Below are 18853 nucleotides of genomic sequence, written 5' to 3'. Positions count from 1 at the left end.
TATCAAACCGCCGGTGCGGCAGGGCTGGAGGGCCGCTAGAGTGCTCCGCTGCACCGGCCAACACGTCTGAGTGTGGCAGTAGCGGAGCTGGTCGCGTTCTGGTGTCGGAAGCATGGGTGGTTAGCACGTCGGATCGCCCGCGAGCTCACTGATCGACGCCATGCCCGGTGTAGTGTTCGGACGGTGGCAGGGTGGCTGGCCTGGCTCGGGTTGAACCGGATCCGAGACGGCACTCCATAAGGGGGAACACCTGCGTCGGCTTGGCGAGATCATCACCTACTATCCAAGTCACACGCTCCACCTGGATGTGAAGAAAGTCGGCAACATCTCTGGCGGCGCTGGCTGGTGGGCACATGGAGGGGCGTCAAATGGTCTGCGCAAGAGGTCAAGCTGATCTGACGGAGAATGACTATGAGCATGACCGAGAACAATGACAAGCCAGTCAGCCAAGCGCGTACCGAACCTCTCCGGACAGAAAAGCTCGGGGCCGTGCCTCACAGAACTACCCCCGAAAATCACGATGGCCGCGTTGATGAGGTATGCATGCCGAAGGGACGCTGTTGTCGATTGCAGGCTGACACGAGAGCAATGACGTTGCGCTTAGGCGGTCAGTGGTTGGCAGGCTGGGGCGTGGGCCGGTGGGCGCGGGTCTCGAAGCGGCGCAGGGCGCCGAATCCGAGCATGGCCAGGGCTGCGCCTGCGCCCACTCGCGCGAGGAGCCCGAGCAGGGCCGGTTCCGGCGTGTAGGGATCGTGCAGGGCCGTCCACAACCACAGTGCGAAGGCGGCGAGGCCCAGCAGGGGCGCGGCCAGTGCTGTTGCGGCCCACGCCTGACGTCGCGCCGGGTTGCCGCTGCCCAAGCGCCAGCCGAGTGCGATCACCGCCAGCGCCCAAGGCACGGGTATCACGAGCAGCTCCAGAGTACTTCCAGCGACCAGCGTGAGCGCGAGGGCCCCCGCAACCACAATCATCCGAGCCACCATGCGCACGCCTCCTTCGGGCTACGGCGTCGACGGGGTGGGATCGACCGCCTTCTCGATGTCGAGATCTTCCATGTTCTGGTTGATACGCATAGCGTAGAACGAGCGCACGACGAACGCGGCCGAGACGAGGAAGAACACCACCGCCAGCACCGGCGGCAGCCACGCGGCGCCCAGCGCGGGCAGCGCGACGGCCAGTTCGACGGCGAGCAAGCCGAACAACGTCGTGAACTTGATGACGGGGTTGAGCGCCACAGACGAGGTGTCCTTGAACGGATCGCCGACGGTGTCGCCGACGACGGTCGCGTCGTGCAGGGGAGTGGCTTTCGCATCGAGATCCACCTCGACGAGTTTCTTGGCGTTATCCCAGGCCCCGCCAGCATTCGCCATGAACACCGCCTGATAGAGCCCGAAGACGGCCATCGCGATGAGGTAACCGATGAAGAAGAACGGTTCCAAGAACGCACAGGCCAACGTGGCAAAAAAGACGCCCATGAAAATGTTGAACATGCCCTTTTGTGCGTATCTGGTGCAGATTTCCACCACGCGGGCCGAATCGCGTTCGGAGGCTTTCTCCATGCCTTCCAACTGGATGTTGTCCTTGATGAACTCGACGGCTCGGTGTGCGCCCGTGGTGACGGCCTGGATGGAGGCGCCAGTGAACCAGTAGATCATGGCGCCGCCGGCCACGATGCCGAGGAGGAACGGGGCATGCAGGAGCGAGAGCTTGTCCAGGTTGGTGGTGAGGTGTTCGGTGAGCCCAATCATGATGGAGAAAATCATGGTGGTGGCGCCTACGACCGCGGTGCCGATCAGCACGGGTTTGGCCGTGGCTTTGAAGGTGTTGCCGGCGCCGTCGTTGGCTTCGAGGAAGAACTTCGCGCGCTCAAAATCAACCTCGTGCCCGAAATCGTCGGCGAGTTCTGCGCGTGCCTGCGGATCGTCTTCGACGGTGGAGAGCTCAAACACGGACTGCGCATTGTCGGTGACGGGTCCGTAGGAGTCGACGGCGATCGTCACCGGCCCCATGCCCAGGAATCCGAACGCGACGAGGCCGAAGGCGAACACTGCTGGGGCGAGCATGAGGTCGCCCAGCCCCAGCATCGAGATGCCGTAGGCCATCCCCATGAGGCCCGCAATCGCCAGCCCGATCCAGTAGGCGGAGAAATTGCCGGCAACCAGGCCTGAGAGAATATTGAGCGACGGGCCTCCCTGGTGTGCGGAGACCACGACCTCGCGGGTGTGTTTGGCGCTCGTGGAGGTAAAGACCTTCACGAGCTCTGGAATCAGCGCGCCGGCAATGGTGCCGCACGACACGATGAGCGAGAGCTTCCACCACATGCCGTTTGGCATATGCGCGATGAGCAGCGCGGAAGTGAGGAACGTCGCGACGATGCAGCAGATGGACGTGATCCACACCAAGTTGGTGAGCGGCTGCTCGAAGTCCATATCGTCGGCGTCCGCGTACTTCGCTCTCGTCATGGCGCGGTTGATGTAGTAGGAAATGGCGGAAGCGATCACCATGACGGCGCGGATGACGAACAGCCACACCAACAACTGGATTTGCACCGCGGTGTCGCCGACGCCCACAAGGATAAAGGTGATGAGTGCAACACCAGTGACACCGTAGGTTTCAAACCCGTCGGCAGAAGGGCCGACGGAGTCGCCGGCATTGTCGCCGGTGCAGTCAGCGATCGTGCCTGGGTTGCGAGCGTCGTCTTCCTTGATCTTGAACACGATCTTCATGAGATCGGCGCCGATATCGGCGATCTTGGTAAAGATGCCGCCCGCAATGCGCAGAGCCGCAGCACCGAGCGATTCACCGATGGCGAAGCCGAGGAAGCAAGCACCAGCGATCTCGCCGGGGAGGAACACCAAGATCACCAGCATCATCGCGAGCTCTACGGAGATGAGCACCATGCCGATACTCATGCCCGAACGCAGCGGGATGTCGTGGCACGGGTAGGGCTTGCCGCGCAGCGACGCGTGCGCGGTGCGAGCGTTTGCCAGGGTGTTGACCCGGATTCCATACCACGCGACGCCGTACGAACCGGCCATGCCGATGAGGGAGAACGCGATGACGACGAGGGTCTTGCCGAAGCCGAAGTCCACCAGGAAGAGGTAGTAGGCGACGATGATCGTCGCGATGAATGCCCAGAGCAGCAGCAGGAATCGCCCCTGTTGTTTGAGGTAGGCCTTGCACGTTGCGTAGATGAGTTCTGCCACGTCGAGCATGGCGCGATGAGCGGGCATGTGACGTAGCTGCATGTACGTGATGAGCCCAAACCCGAGGCCGAATGCGCAGACGATCAGCCCAAGCGCAAGAAGGACATCGCCCGGAATGCCGACGAATTTCTCGCCGCCCAGGTCGGGCAACTGCAGCGTCGCCTCGCCTCCCAGATGTACGTCTCCTCGTTCACCCCCGCCACTACAGGAGGTGAGGGCAAGCGCAAGAATGACGGCAACGAAGCCGCGGACTCGGATTCTCAACTTGTGCAACATGGTGGTGACCACTTCTTCCTTGAATGAGGTCGTGGCAGATAGTCTGCCCTTGCTTGATACTACACCCGGTAGTTGAGAGGTGTGTTCGGCCCTTAGAGATAGTCGAACGCGTCGGTGCATCGTGGTCCCGATAGTGTGGGTGCATGTCGACGGAGCCGCTCGAAGTTCATATCATCGCTGATTCCACGGGGGAGACGGGCGCGCGCATCGCCCGTGCCGCACTGGCGCAGTTTCCCGATCAACACATCGACATCGTGCGCCACCGCCGAGTCAGCAAGAAGGAGCACGTGGAGACGGCGCTCGCGGAGCTGCCGCTCGAACGGCCCATCGTCGTCTTGTTCACACTCGTCAAACCCTCGATGGCCGACCTCGTCGAGCGCTTCTGCAACGACTACGACCTGCCGCACGCGGATCTGATGACCGACTCGATCGCCGCCATCGAGCGAGCCAGCGGCGAGCGCGCCGAAGAGGTGATGCGGCGCCCCGTCGGGGTCGAAGCGGACTACTTCACCCGCGTGAGCGCCATGGATTTTGCCGTCCGCAACGACGACGGGTCGGTTCCCGAGCAGCTCCGCGAAGCCGACATCGTGCTCATCGGCCCATCCCGAGCGGGCAAAACACCGCTGTCCATCTACCTCGGCTACCTCGGGTACAAAGCCGCCAACGTACCCCTGGTGCCAGGCATTGCGCCACCGTCCGAGCTGTTTAGCGTCGACCGATGGCGCATCATCGGCCTCACGATGGACGCCGACCGGCTCCAAATCATCCGCAATCAGCGGGTCCGCAGCATGGGCGGCTTCGGCAATCGAGACGGCTACGCCGATCTGGCGCACATCTACGACGAACTCGACGAGGTGGCGCAAACGATGCGCGACCTCGGCTGCCCGGTGCTCAACACCACCGGCGTTGCGTTGGAAGAAAACGCGAGCCGCATCGTCGACCTCGTCTCCTCACGCGCCCGACGCCTTGGCGGCGTACTCCGCCAGCCACCAGGTGTGCGCTGCGGGGCGCATGGCGCTGACGCGTGAGCTCTTCCAGCGCAGAAATACAAGCCCGAGTGCACGCACAGACAATGCACTGAGTACGCTGGAGCCGAACGGAGCAAAGAAACTTCAGGGCGAGTCAAAGGAGTCTTGACCAATGAGTGACGATCGCTACATCTACGATCTTGCGGACGGCAATGCCGAGATGAAGTCGCTGCTGGGCGGCAAAGGGGCCAACGTCGCGGAGATGAACCGCATCGGGATCACCGTCCCAGATCTGTTCACCGTCAGCACCACCGCGTGCGTGGAGACGATGAAACGCGGCGGTGAGTGGCCGGAGCGCCTCGCCGGAGACATCGACGCAGCGCTCGAGCGGCTCGAAGAGCGCACCGGCCGCAAACTCGGGTCTGGCGAGAAACCGTTGCTCGTGTCGGTCCGCTCCGGTGCGGTGTTCTCGATGCCCGGCATGATGGACACCATCTTGAACCTCGGTATCTCCGACGAGTCCGTCGACGCTATCGCTGCTGAAGCTGGAAACGAGCGGTTCGCTTGGGACTGCTACCGGCGCTTCATCCAGATGTACGGCGAGGTCGTCGAGGGTGTGCCCGCGCACGCCTACGAGGACGCACTGACGCAGCTCAAGATGCAGCGTGGCGTGTCACAAGACACGGATCTGACCGCCGACGATCTCAAGGGCTTGGTGCGCACGTTCAAGGAGATCTCCGTCGAGCATCTGGGCGGAGAGTGGGCGAGTGACCCCCGCGAGCAGCTCCACCGCGCGGTCAACGCCGTGTTTAAGTCGTGGCTCAACCCCAGGGCCGACGTGTACCGTCGCGCGAACGGTATCTCCGCCGAGCTCGGCACGGCGGTCAACGTGCAGCAGATGGTGTTTGGTAACCGCGGCGACACCTCCGCCACGGGCGTGTGCTTCACCAGGAACCCATCGACGGGTGAGAAGGCGTTGTATGGCGAATTCCTCGTGAATGCGCAGGGTGAGGACGTCGTCGCCGGCATCCGCACGCCCCGCCCGCTTGCGGAGATGAAGGACGTGCTGCCCGACGCCTATGAGCAGCTCGTCCAGACGATGCACAAGCTCGAACAGCACTACCGTGACATGCAGGACATCGAGTTCACCGTCGAAGACGGCAAGCTGTTTATGCTGCAGACCCGCAATGGGAAGCGCACGGCCGCCGCTGCGCTCAAGGTGGCCTCGGACCTCGTCGCCGAAGGCCTCATCACCAAGGAAGAGGCATTGCAGCGCATCGAGCCGCGACAGCTCGATCAGCTTCTGCACCCGGGTATCGATCCGGAGCACGGCAAGCAGCCCGTCGCCAAGGGGCTCCCTGCGTCTCCGGGCGCCGGCGTCGGTGAGGTCGTCTTCGACGCAGATGTCGCGGCCGAGCGTGGCGAGCGCGGTGAACCCGTCGTGTTGGTGCGCTACGAGACCACACCCGACGACATCCACGGCGTGATCGTGGCGCAGGGCGTACTCACGGCTCATGGCGGCATGACCTCGCACGCGGCCGTGGTGGCTCGCGGCATGGGCAAGCCTTGTGTGGCCGGTGCATCGGGCATCAAGATCGACGCGGCCGGGAAGAAGCTCACCATCGGTGAGCACGTCTTCTCCGAGGGCGACGTCATCACCATCGACGGGTCGACCGGCAATATCTATGGAGAAGCCATCGACTTGGTGCCGCCGCAGATCAACGAAGACTTCCAGAACGTCGTCGCTTGGGCCGACGAGATCCGTCGCCTCGGTGTGCGCGCCAATGCAGATAACTTCGAGGACGCCACGAAGGCGAGGGAGCTGGGTGCGGAGGGCATTGGCCTGTGCCGCACGGAGCACATGTTCATGGCAAGCGACCGGCTGCCTGCGGTGCGGCGCATGATCCTCGCGGAGACCCCGGAAGCGCGGGCCGACGCGCTGGCGGAGATCCTGCCGATGCAGCAGCAAGATTTCGAGGGTATTTTCACCGCGATGAAGGGCCTGCCCGTCACGGTGCGGTTGCTCGACCCGCCGCTGCACGAATTCCTGCCCAACCTCGTCGAGCAGTCGCTGCTGGTGCAGCGCCTCGAACTCACCGGTGAGGACGAAGATGCCCTGGATCAGGCGCGGCAGACGCTCGCGCAGGTGAAGCGCCTTCACGAACAGAACCCGATGCTCGGCACCCGAGGGTGCCGCCTCGCGATGCTGTACCCGGAGATCCCGGATATGCAGGCGAGAGCCATCATCCGCGCCGCGATTGCGGTGAAGGAACGAGAGGGCGACACCGTCGGGGTGGAGATCATGATCCCGCTCGTCGCGCTGCGGCAGGAGCTGAAGTTCCAGCGCGAGATCGTCGAGCGCGCCGTCGCCGAGGAAATCGGGGATTCCGGTATCGAGGTGAAGATCGGCACCATGATCGAGCTGCCGAGGGCGGCGCTGACTGCCGACGAGATCGCCGAGGAAGCCGACTTCTTTAGCTTCGGCACCAACGACCTCACGCAGACCGGCATCGGCATCTCCCGTGATGATGCCGAGAACGGGTTCCTCGCCCAGTACGTGATCGACCACGTGCTCGAGCAGAACCCGTTCGAGAGCATCGATATCGACGGCGTCGGCCAGCTCGTCGAGATTGGTGTGGAGAAGGGGCGCAGCACCAAGCCGAAGCTCAAGACGGGCGTGTGCGGCGAGCACGGCGGCGACCCCGCGTCGATTGAGTTCTTCAACCGAGTTGGGCTCGACTACGTCTCCTGCTCGCCATTCCGCGTGCCGATCGCTCGTTTCGCCGCCGCCAAGGCGGTGCTCGACCAGCGGTAAGGATCGACGTCGCTCACGGCGCAGGGCGCATCTGATGTGAGGTGTGCCCTGCGCTGTGAGTTGTGCTCATGGGGGAGAGCGGTTCTCGGCAGTGTGTACCGCTTCCTTCACCGGTGACGTATGGTGTTTACATGTCTACAAGCGTGGTTCCGGTGAAAGACCAGATGGACTACGCGGAAGCTCTGCGTGAAGAGGCAGAGGCGATTCGTCGTGGAGACATGGAAACGGTAAGCGCTGCTGACGTCGCGGCTGAACTGGGGCTGCAGGAACGACCGTAACTGGCCCTACGCTGACTTCCTCGGCAGGATACGGGACTCCTCGCCGAGTATCCGCGCCCGCACGTGCCACATCACCTCGACGGCGGCCATGCCGATGCCGCCAGTGAGATAGGCGAGCAGCATGGCTCGCATGTTTGAGGTGTCGAGCTCGAGAATGCGCTGGCTGAACGGAAGATGGATCAGCAACCCGTAGAACCCGTAGGCGAACGCGACGAGCCCGGCCCGCCACCAGTGATACGGCCGGGCCACCACCGACAGCACCCAGGTGGCCACCATGATCATCGTGATCAGCGCGGCCGTCGTCGCCTGAGTTTGCAGCGCTTCGGCCACCTGCCCGCGCCCGCGCACCAGCAGGTACGTCACGACGGTGCTGCAGGCGACGATAATCCCGGCTGGGATGGCGAGCGACAGCGTGCGGCGCACGAACCCCGGCTTGGCGAGGGCGTGGTTCGGCGCCAAGCTGAGTAAGAATGCGGGAATGCCGATGGTGAACCAGCCCACGACGGTCACGTGCAGCGGCTGGAACGGGTAGGGCACCGTGAGAAGGCCGAACACCAGGGCGAGAGTGAGTGAGTAAATCGTCTTGGTGAGGAACAGCTTGGCGACGCGTTCGATGTTGCCGATCACCCGTCGCCCTTCCGCGACGACGTGGGGGAGCTGGGCGAACTTGTCGTCGAGGAGCACCAGCTGGGCGACGCCACGCGTGGCGGAAGCGCCTGATCCCATCGCGATACCGAGGTCAGCGTCCTTGAGTGCCAGCACGTCGTTGACGCCGTCGCCGGTCATTGCCACCTGATGCCCGCCTCGTTGCAGCGCTTGCACCATCTGGCGCTTCTGCTCCGGCGTGACTCTTCCGAACACCCCGCCGCGTTCGACCGTCTTTTCGAACTCGGCGTCGTCAGCGTCGACGAGGGTGCGGGCGTCGACGACGTCGCCCAGGTCGACGCCCAGCGAGCGCGTGACGGCGCCGACGGAGTTCGCGTTGTCGCCGGAGATCACCTTGAGCTGCACGCGTTCATCGCGGAAGTAGCGCAGCGTGTCGGCGGCGTCGGGGCGTACCAGTTGGTCCAGCACGACGAGCGCGAGCGGCTCGACGTCGCCCGGCGCGGCCTCGTCGTCCACGGGGCGAGCGGCACGCCCAAGTAGTAGCACGCGGCGGCCCGTGGCCCCGATCTCTTCGGCTTGCTGCGCGACGGCTCCCGTCGCGAGCACGTCGGGAGCGCCGAGCACGATGTGCTTATCCTCGAAGCTCACTCCCGACCATTTCTTTGCCGACGTGAACGGCGCCCTCGCGGTCTGCCGCCACGGCGCCGCCGCTGCGGGCACCGCGTCGGCGATGGCCTGCATCGACGCGTTGGGTGTGTCGTCGGCGGCGACGAGCTGCGCGAGTACCTCGTCGATCTCTTCTTGTGGGGCGCCCAGCAGGATGACCTCGCCCAGCGTCATGGCGTTCTCGGTAAGCGTGCCCGTCTTGTCCGCGCACACCACGTCGACGCGCGCGAGCCCCTCGATGGCGGGCAACTCCTGCACGAGCACGTTGCGCTTCCCGAGCCGGATCACACCCAGCGCGAAGGCCATCGCCGTCAGCAACACGAGGCCCTCGGGAATCATGGGCACCAGCGACGCGGTCATCGCGAGCACCGCATCGCGCCACTCGACACCGGGGTGGGTGAACTGGACGACGATCGACAGCGCGCCGATGGGGATGAGCATCCACGACACGTATTTCAGAATCTGGTCGATGCCCTGCCGAAGCTCGGACCGCACCAGCGTGAAGCGCGACGCCTGCGCGGTGATCTGGGCTGCGTACGCGTCGGCGCCGATCTGCGTCGCCCGATATGCGCCGCTGCCAGAGACGACGAAGGAGCCCGAATACACCTTTTCGCCGGGCGTCTTGGGGATGGGGTCGGCCTCGCCGGTGAGCATCGACTCGTCCACCTCGAGGTAGCTGGCGGCCACGACCTCACCGTCGACGACGATCTGGTCGCCGGGCGACATGCTGATGACGTCGTCCAACACCACCTCATCTCGCACGATTTCGCGACGGGCCCCGTCGCGGATCACCGTGGGCTTGGCCTCGCCCACGACCGCCAGCTTGTCGAGCGTGCGCTTGGCGCGAAGCTCCTGGACGATGCCGATGATGGAGTTCGCGACGATGAGGCCCGCGAACAAGCCCTGTTCGATGCGGCCCGTCAGCAGTACGCAGCAAAACAGGATGAACAGGATGCAGTTGACGCGCGTGAGGACGTTGGCGCGGATGATGTCGGAGGTGGAGCGCCCCGACCGCGACGGCAGCGTGTTGACCTGCCCCTTCGCAACCCGCTCTTCTACCTCACGGGTGCTCAGTCCTCGCAGTCCCTCAGTAAGCACGGCGCGTGCTCAGCTGTGCCAGCTGGGTGAGACCCTCGCGGCCCACCTCCTGAAAGTCCGTGGCAGCGAGCGCAGCCAAACCCTGTTCGAGGTGCTCGTCGATGAGCGATTCGACGTGTGCCCGCGCCCCCGTCGCCTCGATCACGCTCGCGGCGAGCTCGACGTCGTCATCGCTGCAGTCCTTCGCGCCCAACACCGACGTCAGCGTGGCCGCCTGCTGCTCGTCGGCGCGGCGCATCGCGGTGAGCACGAGCACCGTCGCCTTGCCCTCGCGCAGGTCGCCGCCGGTTGGTTTGCCGGTGAGCGTCTCGTCGCCCCACACGCCCAGCACGTCGTCGCGCAGCTGGAAGGCGTGACCGATGTGCGAGCCGAAGCTGGCGAGGGCGTCGTACTGCGCATCGCTCGCACCGCCGAGCCGCGCACCGATGAGCGCGGGGCGGCGCATTGAATAGCTCGCCGACTTGTATTCGAGCACCTTCGACGCGACGGCGAGCGCGTCGTCATCGTCGGCCACCCCGTAGGCTGCGGAGATGTCCAGGAACTGGCCGGCGGTCACCTCGGCGCGCATCCGTGAGAGTTCGGTGCGCGCGGCTTCCAGGTTGGGGGCGGCAGACTCGTCGAAGAGTTGCGCGCTCCACATCAGCAGCATGTCGCCGAGCAAGATCGCGGCCGCCTGGCCGAAATCATGCGCGTTGCCACGGCCGCCTCGGCGCTCATGCAAGAGCGCGAACTGCTTGTGGGCGGCGGGTTTGCCGCGACGGGTGTCGGCGTCGTCGATGATGTCGTCGTGGGCGAGCGCAGAGGCGTGGAGGAGGTCGAGTGATGCCGCGACGCGGAACACCTCGTCGAGATGGTGTTCGTCGCCGCCAGCTGCCAGGTACCCCCACACGCAAAATGCGGGACGTAGGCGTTTGCCGCCTGTCGAGTAGTCGCGTGCGTTGGCGAGGAGCTCGGAGGTGCCAACTTCTGCGACGAGCGGCGCCTGCTCGTCGAGGAATCGAGTGATGTCCTGGTCGACGCGTGCCAGGAACGCGTCATTCAATGGATTCTCGGGCGCCAAGTCTCGAAGCATGGACCAAGTCTAGTCGGAACACAGTATGGCTTGCCTAAGCTTTCCCCCATGCCCGAACGCTCTGCGAATACCGTTGCGGACCTGCTCGCTCACCGAACCCGCCCGCTGCGCTCCTTCGAGTTTTTCCCCCCTCGCGACGACGCCGAGATTCCCGCGCTGTTGAAGACCGTCGAGCGGCTTGCGCCGCTGGGGCCGGACTTCGTGTCCGTCACGTACGGGGCCGACGGGTCGCGCAGGGATCGCTCTATGCTCGCCGCCCAGGAGATCGCGAAGATTGGCAATCCGCTGACGGTCGGGCACCTCACCTGCGTCGATCAATCGAAGGCCGAGGTGGCTCACACGCTGCAGCTGTATCGCGAAGCCGGCGTGCACGACATCCTCGCCATTCGCGGCGACATGCCCGGGGGAGGGCAGTGGAAGGCCCACCCCGACGGGCTGCGCAACGCCACGGAGCTCGTGCGATTCATCAAAAGCGAGGGCGACTTCTGCGTCGGTGTGGCGGCGTTCGTCAGCCCTCACCCGGAGACCAATGACGCCGAACTCGACGCGCAGATCCTCCTGGAGAAGGAGGAAGCCGGCGCGGAGTACGCCATCACGCAGCTGTTCTTCGACACCGACGACTACTTCGCGATGGTGGAGCGCACGCGTGCGATGGGCGGCACCATCCCGATCATCGCCGGGCTGATGCCACTCACCCGCATCACGCAGATTGAGCGCTTCGAGCACCTCTCGGGCCAACCGCTGCCGCCCGCGTTCGTGCAACGCCTCCGTCAGGCAGACCCGGACGACGTGCGCAGTCTCGGGCTGGGGCACGCCGTCGACATGTGCCACACGCTCATCGACGGTGGGGCAGCCGGGCTACAGTTCTTCACCCAGAACCGGGCGATGGCCACCAGCGAAGTGTGGAACCAGGTGCTGCATCGCACAACCGGTCACGATGGATACACGACCCCAGTGCGGCGCGGTGCTATCGGATAGCGCCGATACCCGTTATGAACTGGGATTTCCTGTTGGTGCCGTCGTTTGGAGTTTGCCTGCTGAACCGCTGAGTGTCCGGCACGTCGCTACTCCGGCTATCCCGACCTGCTGACCAGCCGATACGGCGACTACCTCATCGGCTTCAACACCACCCGGCCGGAGTACGGGAACGCGGCGACGCACCGGATAGAACTGCCGGCGCACCTCGATGTCTCCAGCGTGGAGGACCTGGTCTCGGGGACATCGCTGCCGGTGGTGGACGGTTCGGTCTCGGTTGCGCCGCACACGGTGGTCGTGCTGTCCGACGCCGAGAGCCTGCGTCTGGGTGTGGCCGACGGCCGGGTTCTCCTGGGTGACGCGGCCGTCGCAGGGGACCGGGTGGAGTCGTTCACTCCCGCCGCCGCCGACGGCACCCTCGTCATCGGCTGGCCGACGACGCCCCCGTGCTGGTGTGCGCGGGCCGCCCCGCCGGTTGTGGGGTCACGGCCGCCCGTGTGGAGACCCCGGGTGCGGTCCCGCTCCGCTGACGTCCAGTTGCCGTGAGGTGCGAGGTGCGAGCCTCGAACGGCCTCCCCTCACGGCAGCTCCGGCAGGTCCGCCGTCGCGGCGTGGAAGTCGTCGGCCAACCTGCCCAGGTCCACCCGGTACTGGCTGATGCGCGCACCCCGACCATTGGGTTTGAGTGTGATCCCCTCCGCAGCCCAGTGCCTGGCTGCGTCGGCCATCAGGTGCGGGGGCAGGTCGCCGGAGGCGTTGGTGACGCGCCACCACTGTACGCCGTGCCCCTCACGCGCCATCACCGCGCCCACCTGCCGGGGACCGGTCCCGAGCAGAGCCGCGACGTCGCCGTAGGAGACCAGTCGCCCGGGCGGCACCAGCTCCACTGCGCGCAGCACCAACTCGGTGAGGGTCTCGTCCATGGGTCGACGCTACCGCTGTTGCCAGACGCTACCCCTGTCTGCAGGCGCTGCCGCTGTGTGTAAAGCCCGCGGTATGCGGGCGGGGTCTGAAGCGGACGGTAGCTTCTGGAGCCAACGGCAGCGTCAGCGAGTCGGAGCATCAGGAGTACCCGCAGCGAGGATCTTCACCAAGGCGTGAGTGCCGACCGAGATGGCCAGGCCCAGCAGGACGGCGGTGAGCATCGTGGTTCCCAGCCTCGCGAGCTTCTCGGAGGCTTCGGCCTGCACCCCCGTCGCCCAGGTCCAGACGAGCACCGCGGCCACGACTGCTGCCAGCAGAGCGATCCAGCGCCAGGGTGAGGGCGACACCCTGCGCAGCTCGCGCAGCGCCTTCGTCTGCCGCCAACTGGCAATCGCCACCAGCACCAGACACAGCACCAGCACCGTGCCGAACCCGACCCGGACCAGGAGGACCACGCCGCCCGGCACCGGCATGGTCAGCCCGGCGAGCGCCAGCCCCAGTCCCAGGCTGCCCAGGTACAGGATTATCCAGAGGAACGGAACCTGCTTCTCAGATGTCCATCGAGGGGCTGCGTCGTTGGTCATTGGCCCATTATGTCGCGCCCTGAGTCCAGGGTCCTGAACCTGTCGGGTGTTACCGTTTCGGGCATGGAGGAAGCACGTGAACCTGCCGAGGCGTTCGCCTTCGAATTTGATCAGGCCGGCGCGGTTGCCGCTGTGAAGCTTGCGGATGACTGGGCCGAATTCGTCGAGGTGGAGGAGTTCGGCTTTGCGCTGCTTTACGCCTACGCGGAGCAGCATGCGCAGGCCGCAGCCGTCGACGTGGCCGCTTTCGCGCCCCAGAAGCAAGGGGTGAGATACCCGACCGAACTGCGCGACGACGTCCTGCAACTCTCCCGGGACGTGAGTTCGCTGTTCCAGGCGCTGGGTTCGTGGAACCCGACGCCCCAGGAACCGGTGGAGGTCGGGGACAGGTACCGGCACATCACGATTGAGACCGTGGGTGGCATGCCGAACGAGATCAAGGTGAACGAATCGTGGTTGCGGACGGCAGATTTCGCCGACGTCGAGAACGACATCGTCGCGGCCTTCCGGGCCATGTCCCAAGAGGCTCCCAAGGACGAGGTGCTCGGGCAGTTGGCAGATCTCCGTTCACGGCTCGCTGACGTCGTGGCAAGCCGCAACGACCACAACAAGGGATAGGGAACATGGGATTCGAGGAACTCAAGACCAGATTGGAATGGTTCGTGGAGGAGAAGGGCAACCTTGAGGACGCCGAGACTGCAGTGCGGGGCGTCCACTCATCGACGAGTGCCATCCAGTTCAATGTTGCGGCCGACACCAATCTTACTGCCGTGAAAGCTGCCTATGACGACGCCCGTAATGCGGTCCTTGATGAGATGGACGTCTCCCTGGACGCGGGTGGGGACCTGCTTGACTCGCTGGCCGACGCGATCTCGGAGACCGGCCGGAACTACTTGGAGATGGAGTCGGCGAACACAGAGTATGCCGCGCAGATCTCCATTCTCATCGCAACATCAGGACTGTGAGGACATGAGCGACACCGTTGAAGAGATCCGGACCAAGATTGAAGAGATCAACCGTAACCTGGCAGAGGCCGACAGGAAGATCGGCCCCGCCTGCCAAGACGCGCTGAACAAAATCTTCGGCCAGCCGTTGGTGCCGGACTGGATGAAGCAGAAGGCTGAGAACAAGGCGCAGGAGGCGGTGCGTGAGTTCAGCAACATCCTGCCCAAGATTGTCGAGATGGTGGAGGCGATCCTCCGGGAGATCAACGACTACACAGCGGTCAAGAACACCGGCCCCCAGTACTGCGGGGTGGACTTCGCGACGGCAGAATCCGCCGTGGGACAGGGCTCACTGGGCCCACGTGGCGACGACTGGGACTCCGAGAACACCCAGTACTATCGCGACAAAATCCAGTCCCTGCCCACCAAGCTGCAGAACCTGCGCGACGCCATCGAGGACTTCTGCGAGATCCTCGGAGACCTCAAGGGTGACTACGACAGCTATTTCGTGGGACTACTGGTGGCCGTGATCAGCCTCGAGATCGCCATCGCCGGGGTGGTGCTTGCGGTCGTCGGCCTTGTATTTGCAGCCCCATCCGGAGGAGCGGGCCTCGTTGTCGCCATCGTGAGCCTGTTGGTCGCCGTCCTCGGCTTCGTCGCTGCGGGTATTGCATGCCTCACCCTGCCAAAGATGGACGCCGCCCGCGCCACAGCCGCCGATCGGCTCCGCGGCATCGCGACGTCTGTTCGTAACTCCCCGTGGCCTGCCAAGCTTGCCATGGACAGTGGCGGCTGGCGCTGACCCCGCCTCAGTCACCGCGGCCCTGAAACGCGGGAGGATGGGGTCATGACCGAACTGCCCACCAACCTGGCCACCGAGGGCGTCGACCCGCGCTTCACGGATCTGGACACCCGCGACGTCGCCGAGCTCGTCCGGGTCATGAACGCCGCCGACGCCGAGGTGACCGACGCCGTCGCGCACCGTGATCTTCTCCATGCCGGGCACCTCGCGCAGGATGCGCACCAAGCCGAGCGCGGCGCGTCGCAGACCGAACGGATCCGACGAGCCGGTCGGCTTCGCGCCCAGGGCGAACATCGAAGCCAGCAGGTCGAAGCGGTCACCCAGGGCCAGCAGCGCACACTCGGGCTTCGTTGGCACCGCGTCAGCCGAGGTGCGCGGCTGCTCCATCTCGTACAGCGCATCGGCGACGGCGTGCGTCTCCCCCTTGCGTTGGGTGTACTCGCGCGCGTTTGTATCCGGCGTGGCATGAAAGTTTCGCGACGCGTGACCGCGCCACACCATGGTCGAAGCATCACAATGTGAGATCTATTGCGGAAACCCGCAATAGATCTCACACATTGAGTAGTTAGGCGAGGAGCTCGCGCCAGTTCGACGAGTTGACGTCGATGGTCACCAGACGCTGCGTGGCGCGGGTGAGCGCGACGTAGAGCACCCGCTCAGCCCCTGGCGCTTCGGCGATGATCTCGTCGGGAGCGACGACGCACACCCCGTCGTACTCCAGGCCCTTCGCTTGCAGTGCAGTGACGATGAGGAGGCGTTCCTCGAATGCTGCCAGCCGTGGGTCGCCCAGCACGAGCTTCGTCACGGCTTCCAACCTCGATGGCGGCACGACCACGCCGATGGTGCCCACCACTTGCCCGGCCAGCTCCAGCAGTTCTGCGCGCAGGGTGTCGTCGAGTGCGTCTGATGCAGTGTGCAGCATCTTCGGTTCGACGCCAGTGCTGCGCACAGCTCGGGGCAGGAGCGCGTCGGGATGCACCTTCGTGATGACCTTCGCCGCAAGGTCGAATACCTCGCTGGGGGAGCGGTAGTTGGTGGACAGCACAAAGCGCCGGTACTGCCCACGCCCGACGATCTCGTCGAGCGCCTTCTGCGTTTCCTCCGGGCGGGGGAACGACGACTGGGCCGGGTCGCCGACGATAGTCCAGGAAGCCTGGGGGCCGCGCCTGCGAAGCATCCGCCACTGCATGGGCGTCACGTCCTGAGACTCGTCGACGAGGATGTGGGCGTAGGTGTGCTGGGGGTCGTCGTCGAGGTCGTCCGCATCCCGCTTCGCCATGCGGTCGGCGATGCTGACGAGCTCGTTCACATCACCGTCGAGCAGCGTGAGCGGGTCGAACTCCTCTTCTTCCGGCTCCGGGCCAAGGATGCTGACGAGCTCGTCGAGCAGCGCGATATCAGCGACGGACCAGTGCCGCGGGGTCTCCTGCACCGGGTCGACGCCATCGAGCCATGCGAACGACTCGACGAGCGCCCGCTGCTCCTCCTTGTTCAGCCCTCGCGCGACCTTTGCGACGACGCCCGGATCAGCCAGGCGCGCCAACACCCTGGGAGCGCTCAGCACCGGCCACCAGGCGTGCATGAACATCGTGAGCGACGGGTGCTCGCGGATGTAGTCGGGCACATTGGTGTCTTCCACATCCACGTCGTCGGGGAGCTTCGCGGCGAGAGCTTCGACGATGAGCTCACGCGCCTGCTCGCGTCCTTGGTTGAAGCGCGTGGAGGCAAGCACTTGATCGCGAATGAGTTCGAGCTCTCTGCCCTCGCAGGTGAGCACCTCGCCCTTGATGGTGACCCGCACGCGGGGAGTGTCCTCGTCGTTGATGGGCAGGCGCACGAGCCGACGGAGCACCTTGAGCATCGCCCACGAGCCCTTGACTGTGGCGGCGAGGGCTTCGTCGGTGCGTTCGCTCGCCATCCCGACGGTATCCGTTGCCACCTGCCCGATGGCCTTCAGCGTGACGGAGTCTTCACCGAGGCTGGGCAGCACGCGCTCGATGTAGTTCATGAACACCGCGCTCGGGCCGACGACCAGCACGCCGCCGCGCTCGAGCTTCGCGCGGTTGGTGTAGAGCAGGAATGCGGCGCGGTGCAGCGCCACGACGGTCTTTCCGGTGCCCGGGCCGCCCGCGATGACGGTGACCCCGCGGTACGGCGCACGGATTGCCTCGTCCTGTTCGGCCTGGATGGTGGCCACGATGTCGCGCATCTGACGGCCTCGCGAGCGGGTGACGGCGGCCATGAGCGCGCCCTCGCCGAAGATGGGGAGGTCGGTCTCGACGGAGGTGTCGAGCAGGTCGTCTTCGAGGCCCAGCACGCGCTCTTCGCGGCAGCGCAACACCCGTCGACGGATGACCTCCATCGGGTTGGCCTGAGTGGCGCGGTAGAACGGTTCGGCGGCGGGAGCGCGCCAGTCGATCACGAGCGGCTCGTAGTCGTCGTCGCGTACTCCGAGGCGTCCGACGTAGCGGGTTTCGCCGTCGGTGAGATCGAGTCGCCCGAATACTAGGCCCTCGTGTTCGGCGTCGAGCACCGCCATCCGGCGAGCGGCCTGGTAAGCGAACGCGTCGCGCTCGAACAGCGCGGTGCCGTCTTCCTCGCGCACGAAGTCAGCACGATCGCTGACGAAAATTTCCCGCCCCTGCCGCGCCAATTCCTTCGCGCTCGCCGCGGCGATGTCCAGGTTGGCGTACACCGTATCGACGTGCGCCTGCTCGACCGCGATCTCGTGCTCTAGTGCATCCCGCGATATGGTCAATGTGATCCTCACTCGAGAATAGGCTGACTGTTCAGTTTAGCCCTTTCTCTACCCGGAAACAGTAAAGGTGCGTACGTGGAGCACAAGGTTAAGCCGCTGTACATCGTGGTTGGCGTTGTCATTGCCGTATTGATGATCGGTGGTGCCGCGCTACTCACGTCTCGCGGCGGGGCAGCATCGTCGCCATCTTCGAGCCCGACGAGCTCCGCGCCATCAGCTTCCCCCTCGCCTGACGATGCGACCGACGACGGCGCTGCGCAGCAGGAACCCAGTGGCGAGGAGCAGGGCCAAGAAGGCCAGGAGCAGTCGCAAGAGGAACTGCTGCTCTCCATTCCTAAGCGCAATCCCGACGACGCTGCGGCGATCGGCGATGTCGACGCGCCCGTCGTGATCACGGAGTGGTTCGACTACCGGTGCCCATTCTGTTCCGCGTTCAACGAGGAGACGCTCCCTCAGCTGCAGTCTTACGTCGATGAGGGCAAGGTGCGCATCGAATTCCGTGACTTTGCCGTGTTCGGGCCTGACTCGGAGTACGCTGCCATCGCGGCGCGCGCCGCGGGCAAGCAGGGTAAGCAGATCGAGTTCATGGACGCGCTGTTTGTGAAGCTGCCTAACAAGGGCCACCCGCCCGTCGACGAGGCAGTCGTCACGGAGGTTGCGCAGAGTGTGGGCGTAGCTGACATGGCGAAGTTCAAGGAAGATCTAGGCTCGGAGGATCTGCGCAACGCGGTGCTGGCCGAGTCGTACGAAGCGCAGCAGTTCGGGCTGAGCTCCGTGCCATCATTCCTCGTGCACACGCAGTTCATTGCTGGCGCGCAGCCCGCGGAGGTATTCAAGCAGACCATCGATGCGGAGCTGGCGAAGGCAGGATCGTGACGCTC

15 protein-coding genes and 1 pseudogene are annotated in these 18853 nt (G+C 65.0%); 8 read left to right on the top strand and 8 right to left on the bottom strand.

Annotated elements, in window-relative coordinates; all coding sequences use genetic code 11:
• Window positions 1-608: 608 nt before the first annotated feature.
• Together Q0X68_RS05940 and Q0X68_RS05935 are read right to left on the bottom strand one after the other, a co-directional pair.
• The gene (locus Q0X68_RS05940; protein WP_297748923.1) at window positions 609-983 is read right to left on the bottom strand and encodes a hypothetical protein; all 375 of its coding nucleotides are present in this window, start codon (window positions 981-983) and stop codon (window positions 609-611) included.
• 18 nt (window positions 984-1001) lie between these two features.
• Window positions 1002-3482 carry a sodium-translocating pyrophosphatase gene (locus Q0X68_RS05935; protein ID WP_297748920.1) on the bottom strand — a complete coding sequence of 827 codons (2481 nt, stop codon included), beginning with the start codon at window positions 3480-3482 and terminating at the stop codon, window positions 1002-1004.
• Window positions 3483-3625: 143 nt separating this feature from the next.
• Here Q0X68_RS05935 and Q0X68_RS05930 point away from each other — a divergent pair, with 143 nt between their 5' ends.
• The 3 genes from Q0X68_RS05930 (at window position 3626) to Q0X68_RS05920 (ending at window position 7543) form a co-directional block, all read left to right on the top strand.
• A complete protein-coding gene (locus tag Q0X68_RS05930) occupies window positions 3626-4510 on the top strand; it encodes a pyruvate, water dikinase regulatory protein (protein WP_297748918.1) in 885 nt (294 codons plus the stop codon).
• A gap of 112 nt (window positions 4511-4622) precedes the next feature.
• Entirely contained in the window at window positions 4623-7265 is a 2643-nt protein-coding gene (gene ppdK / locus Q0X68_RS05925; RefSeq protein ID WP_297748916.1) for a pyruvate, phosphate dikinase, read from the top strand.
• Between the two features lie 131 nt (window positions 7266-7396).
• Window positions 7397-7543: a hypothetical protein gene (locus Q0X68_RS05920; RefSeq protein WP_297748914.1), complete on the top strand. Its 147-nt coding sequence runs from the start codon at window positions 7397-7399 to the stop codon at window positions 7541-7543.
• 6 nt (window positions 7544-7549) lie between these two features.
• Here Q0X68_RS05920 and Q0X68_RS05915 read toward each other — a convergent pair whose 3' ends face one another.
• Window positions 7550-9913, bottom strand: coding sequence for an HAD-IC family P-type ATPase (locus tag Q0X68_RS05915; protein ID WP_297748912.1), 2364 nt, complete (start codon window positions 9911-9913; stop codon window positions 7550-7552).
• Entirely contained in the window at window positions 9903-10985 is a 1083-nt protein-coding gene (locus Q0X68_RS05910) for a polyprenyl synthetase family protein (RefSeq protein WP_297748910.1), read from the bottom strand. The genes Q0X68_RS05915 and Q0X68_RS05910 overlap by 11 nt, the downstream gene beginning before the upstream one ends.
• A gap of 48 nt (window positions 10986-11033) precedes the next feature.
• On the opposite strand from Q0X68_RS05910, the gene Q0X68_RS05905 reads away from it, so the two are divergent.
• Window positions 11034-11963 (top strand): methylenetetrahydrofolate reductase, encoded by a 930-nt coding sequence (locus tag Q0X68_RS05905; RefSeq protein ID WP_297748908.1) that lies wholly within the window; start codon window positions 11034-11036, stop codon window positions 11961-11963.
• A gap of 575 nt (window positions 11964-12538) precedes the next feature.
• Here Q0X68_RS05905 and Q0X68_RS05900 read toward each other — a convergent pair.
• Together Q0X68_RS05900 and Q0X68_RS05895 are read right to left on the bottom strand one after the other, a co-directional pair.
• Window positions 12539-12883 carry an MGMT family protein gene (locus Q0X68_RS05900; protein ID WP_297742626.1) on the bottom strand — a complete coding sequence of 115 codons (345 nt, stop codon included), beginning with the start codon at window positions 12881-12883 and terminating at the stop codon, window positions 12539-12541.
• A 123-nt stretch (window positions 12884-13006) separates the two neighbouring features.
• Window positions 13007-13468, bottom strand: coding sequence for a hypothetical protein (locus tag Q0X68_RS05895; RefSeq protein WP_297748906.1), 462 nt, complete (start codon window positions 13466-13468; stop codon window positions 13007-13009).
• A 63-nt stretch (window positions 13469-13531) separates the two neighbouring features.
• Here Q0X68_RS05895 and Q0X68_RS05890 point away from each other — a divergent pair, with 63 nt between their 5' ends.
• From Q0X68_RS05890 to Q0X68_RS05880, 3 genes are read left to right on the top strand one after another with little or no spacing between them, the layout of a single operon-like run.
• Window positions 13532-14086: a hypothetical protein gene (locus Q0X68_RS05890; protein ID WP_297748904.1), complete on the top strand. Its 555-nt coding sequence runs from the start codon at window positions 13532-13534 to the stop codon at window positions 14084-14086.
• 5 nt (window positions 14087-14091) lie between these two features.
• Window positions 14092-14433 carry a hypothetical protein gene (locus Q0X68_RS05885; protein ID WP_297748902.1) on the top strand — a complete coding sequence of 114 codons (342 nt, stop codon included), beginning with the start codon at window positions 14092-14094 and terminating at the stop codon, window positions 14431-14433.
• Window positions 14434-14437: 4 nt separating this feature from the next.
• Window positions 14438-15214, top strand: coding sequence for a hypothetical protein (locus Q0X68_RS05880; RefSeq protein ID WP_297749023.1), 777 nt, complete (start codon window positions 14438-14440; stop codon window positions 15212-15214).
• Window positions 15215-15478: 264 nt separating this feature from the next.
• On the opposite strand, the pseudogene Q0X68_RS05875 reads toward Q0X68_RS05880, so the two are convergent.
• A pseudogene (locus tag Q0X68_RS05875) lies at window positions 15479-15601 on the bottom strand (glycine--tRNA ligase subunit beta); the annotation flags it as partial.
• Between the two features lie 178 nt (window positions 15602-15779).
• Window positions 15780-17972: a UvrD-helicase domain-containing protein gene (locus Q0X68_RS05870; protein ID WP_297748900.1), complete on the bottom strand. Its 2193-nt coding sequence runs from the start codon at window positions 17970-17972 to the stop codon at window positions 15780-15782.
• Between the two features lie 75 nt (window positions 17973-18047).
• Between Q0X68_RS05870 and Q0X68_RS05865 the strand changes: the two genes are divergently transcribed.
• Window positions 18048-18848, top strand: a complete 801-nt coding sequence (locus Q0X68_RS05865; protein ID WP_297748898.1) for a thioredoxin domain-containing protein — start codon at window positions 18048-18050, stop codon at window positions 18846-18848.
• The last annotated feature ends 5 nt before the right edge of the window (window positions 18849-18853 follow it).

The organism is uncultured Tessaracoccus sp., from assembly GCF_947286155.1.
GTDB lineage: Bacteria > Actinomycetota > Actinomycetes > Propionibacteriales > Propionibacteriaceae > Arachnia.
The sequence above is the reverse complement of the archived record's forward strand: the minus strand, read 5'-3'. Positions and strand labels throughout refer to the sequence as shown.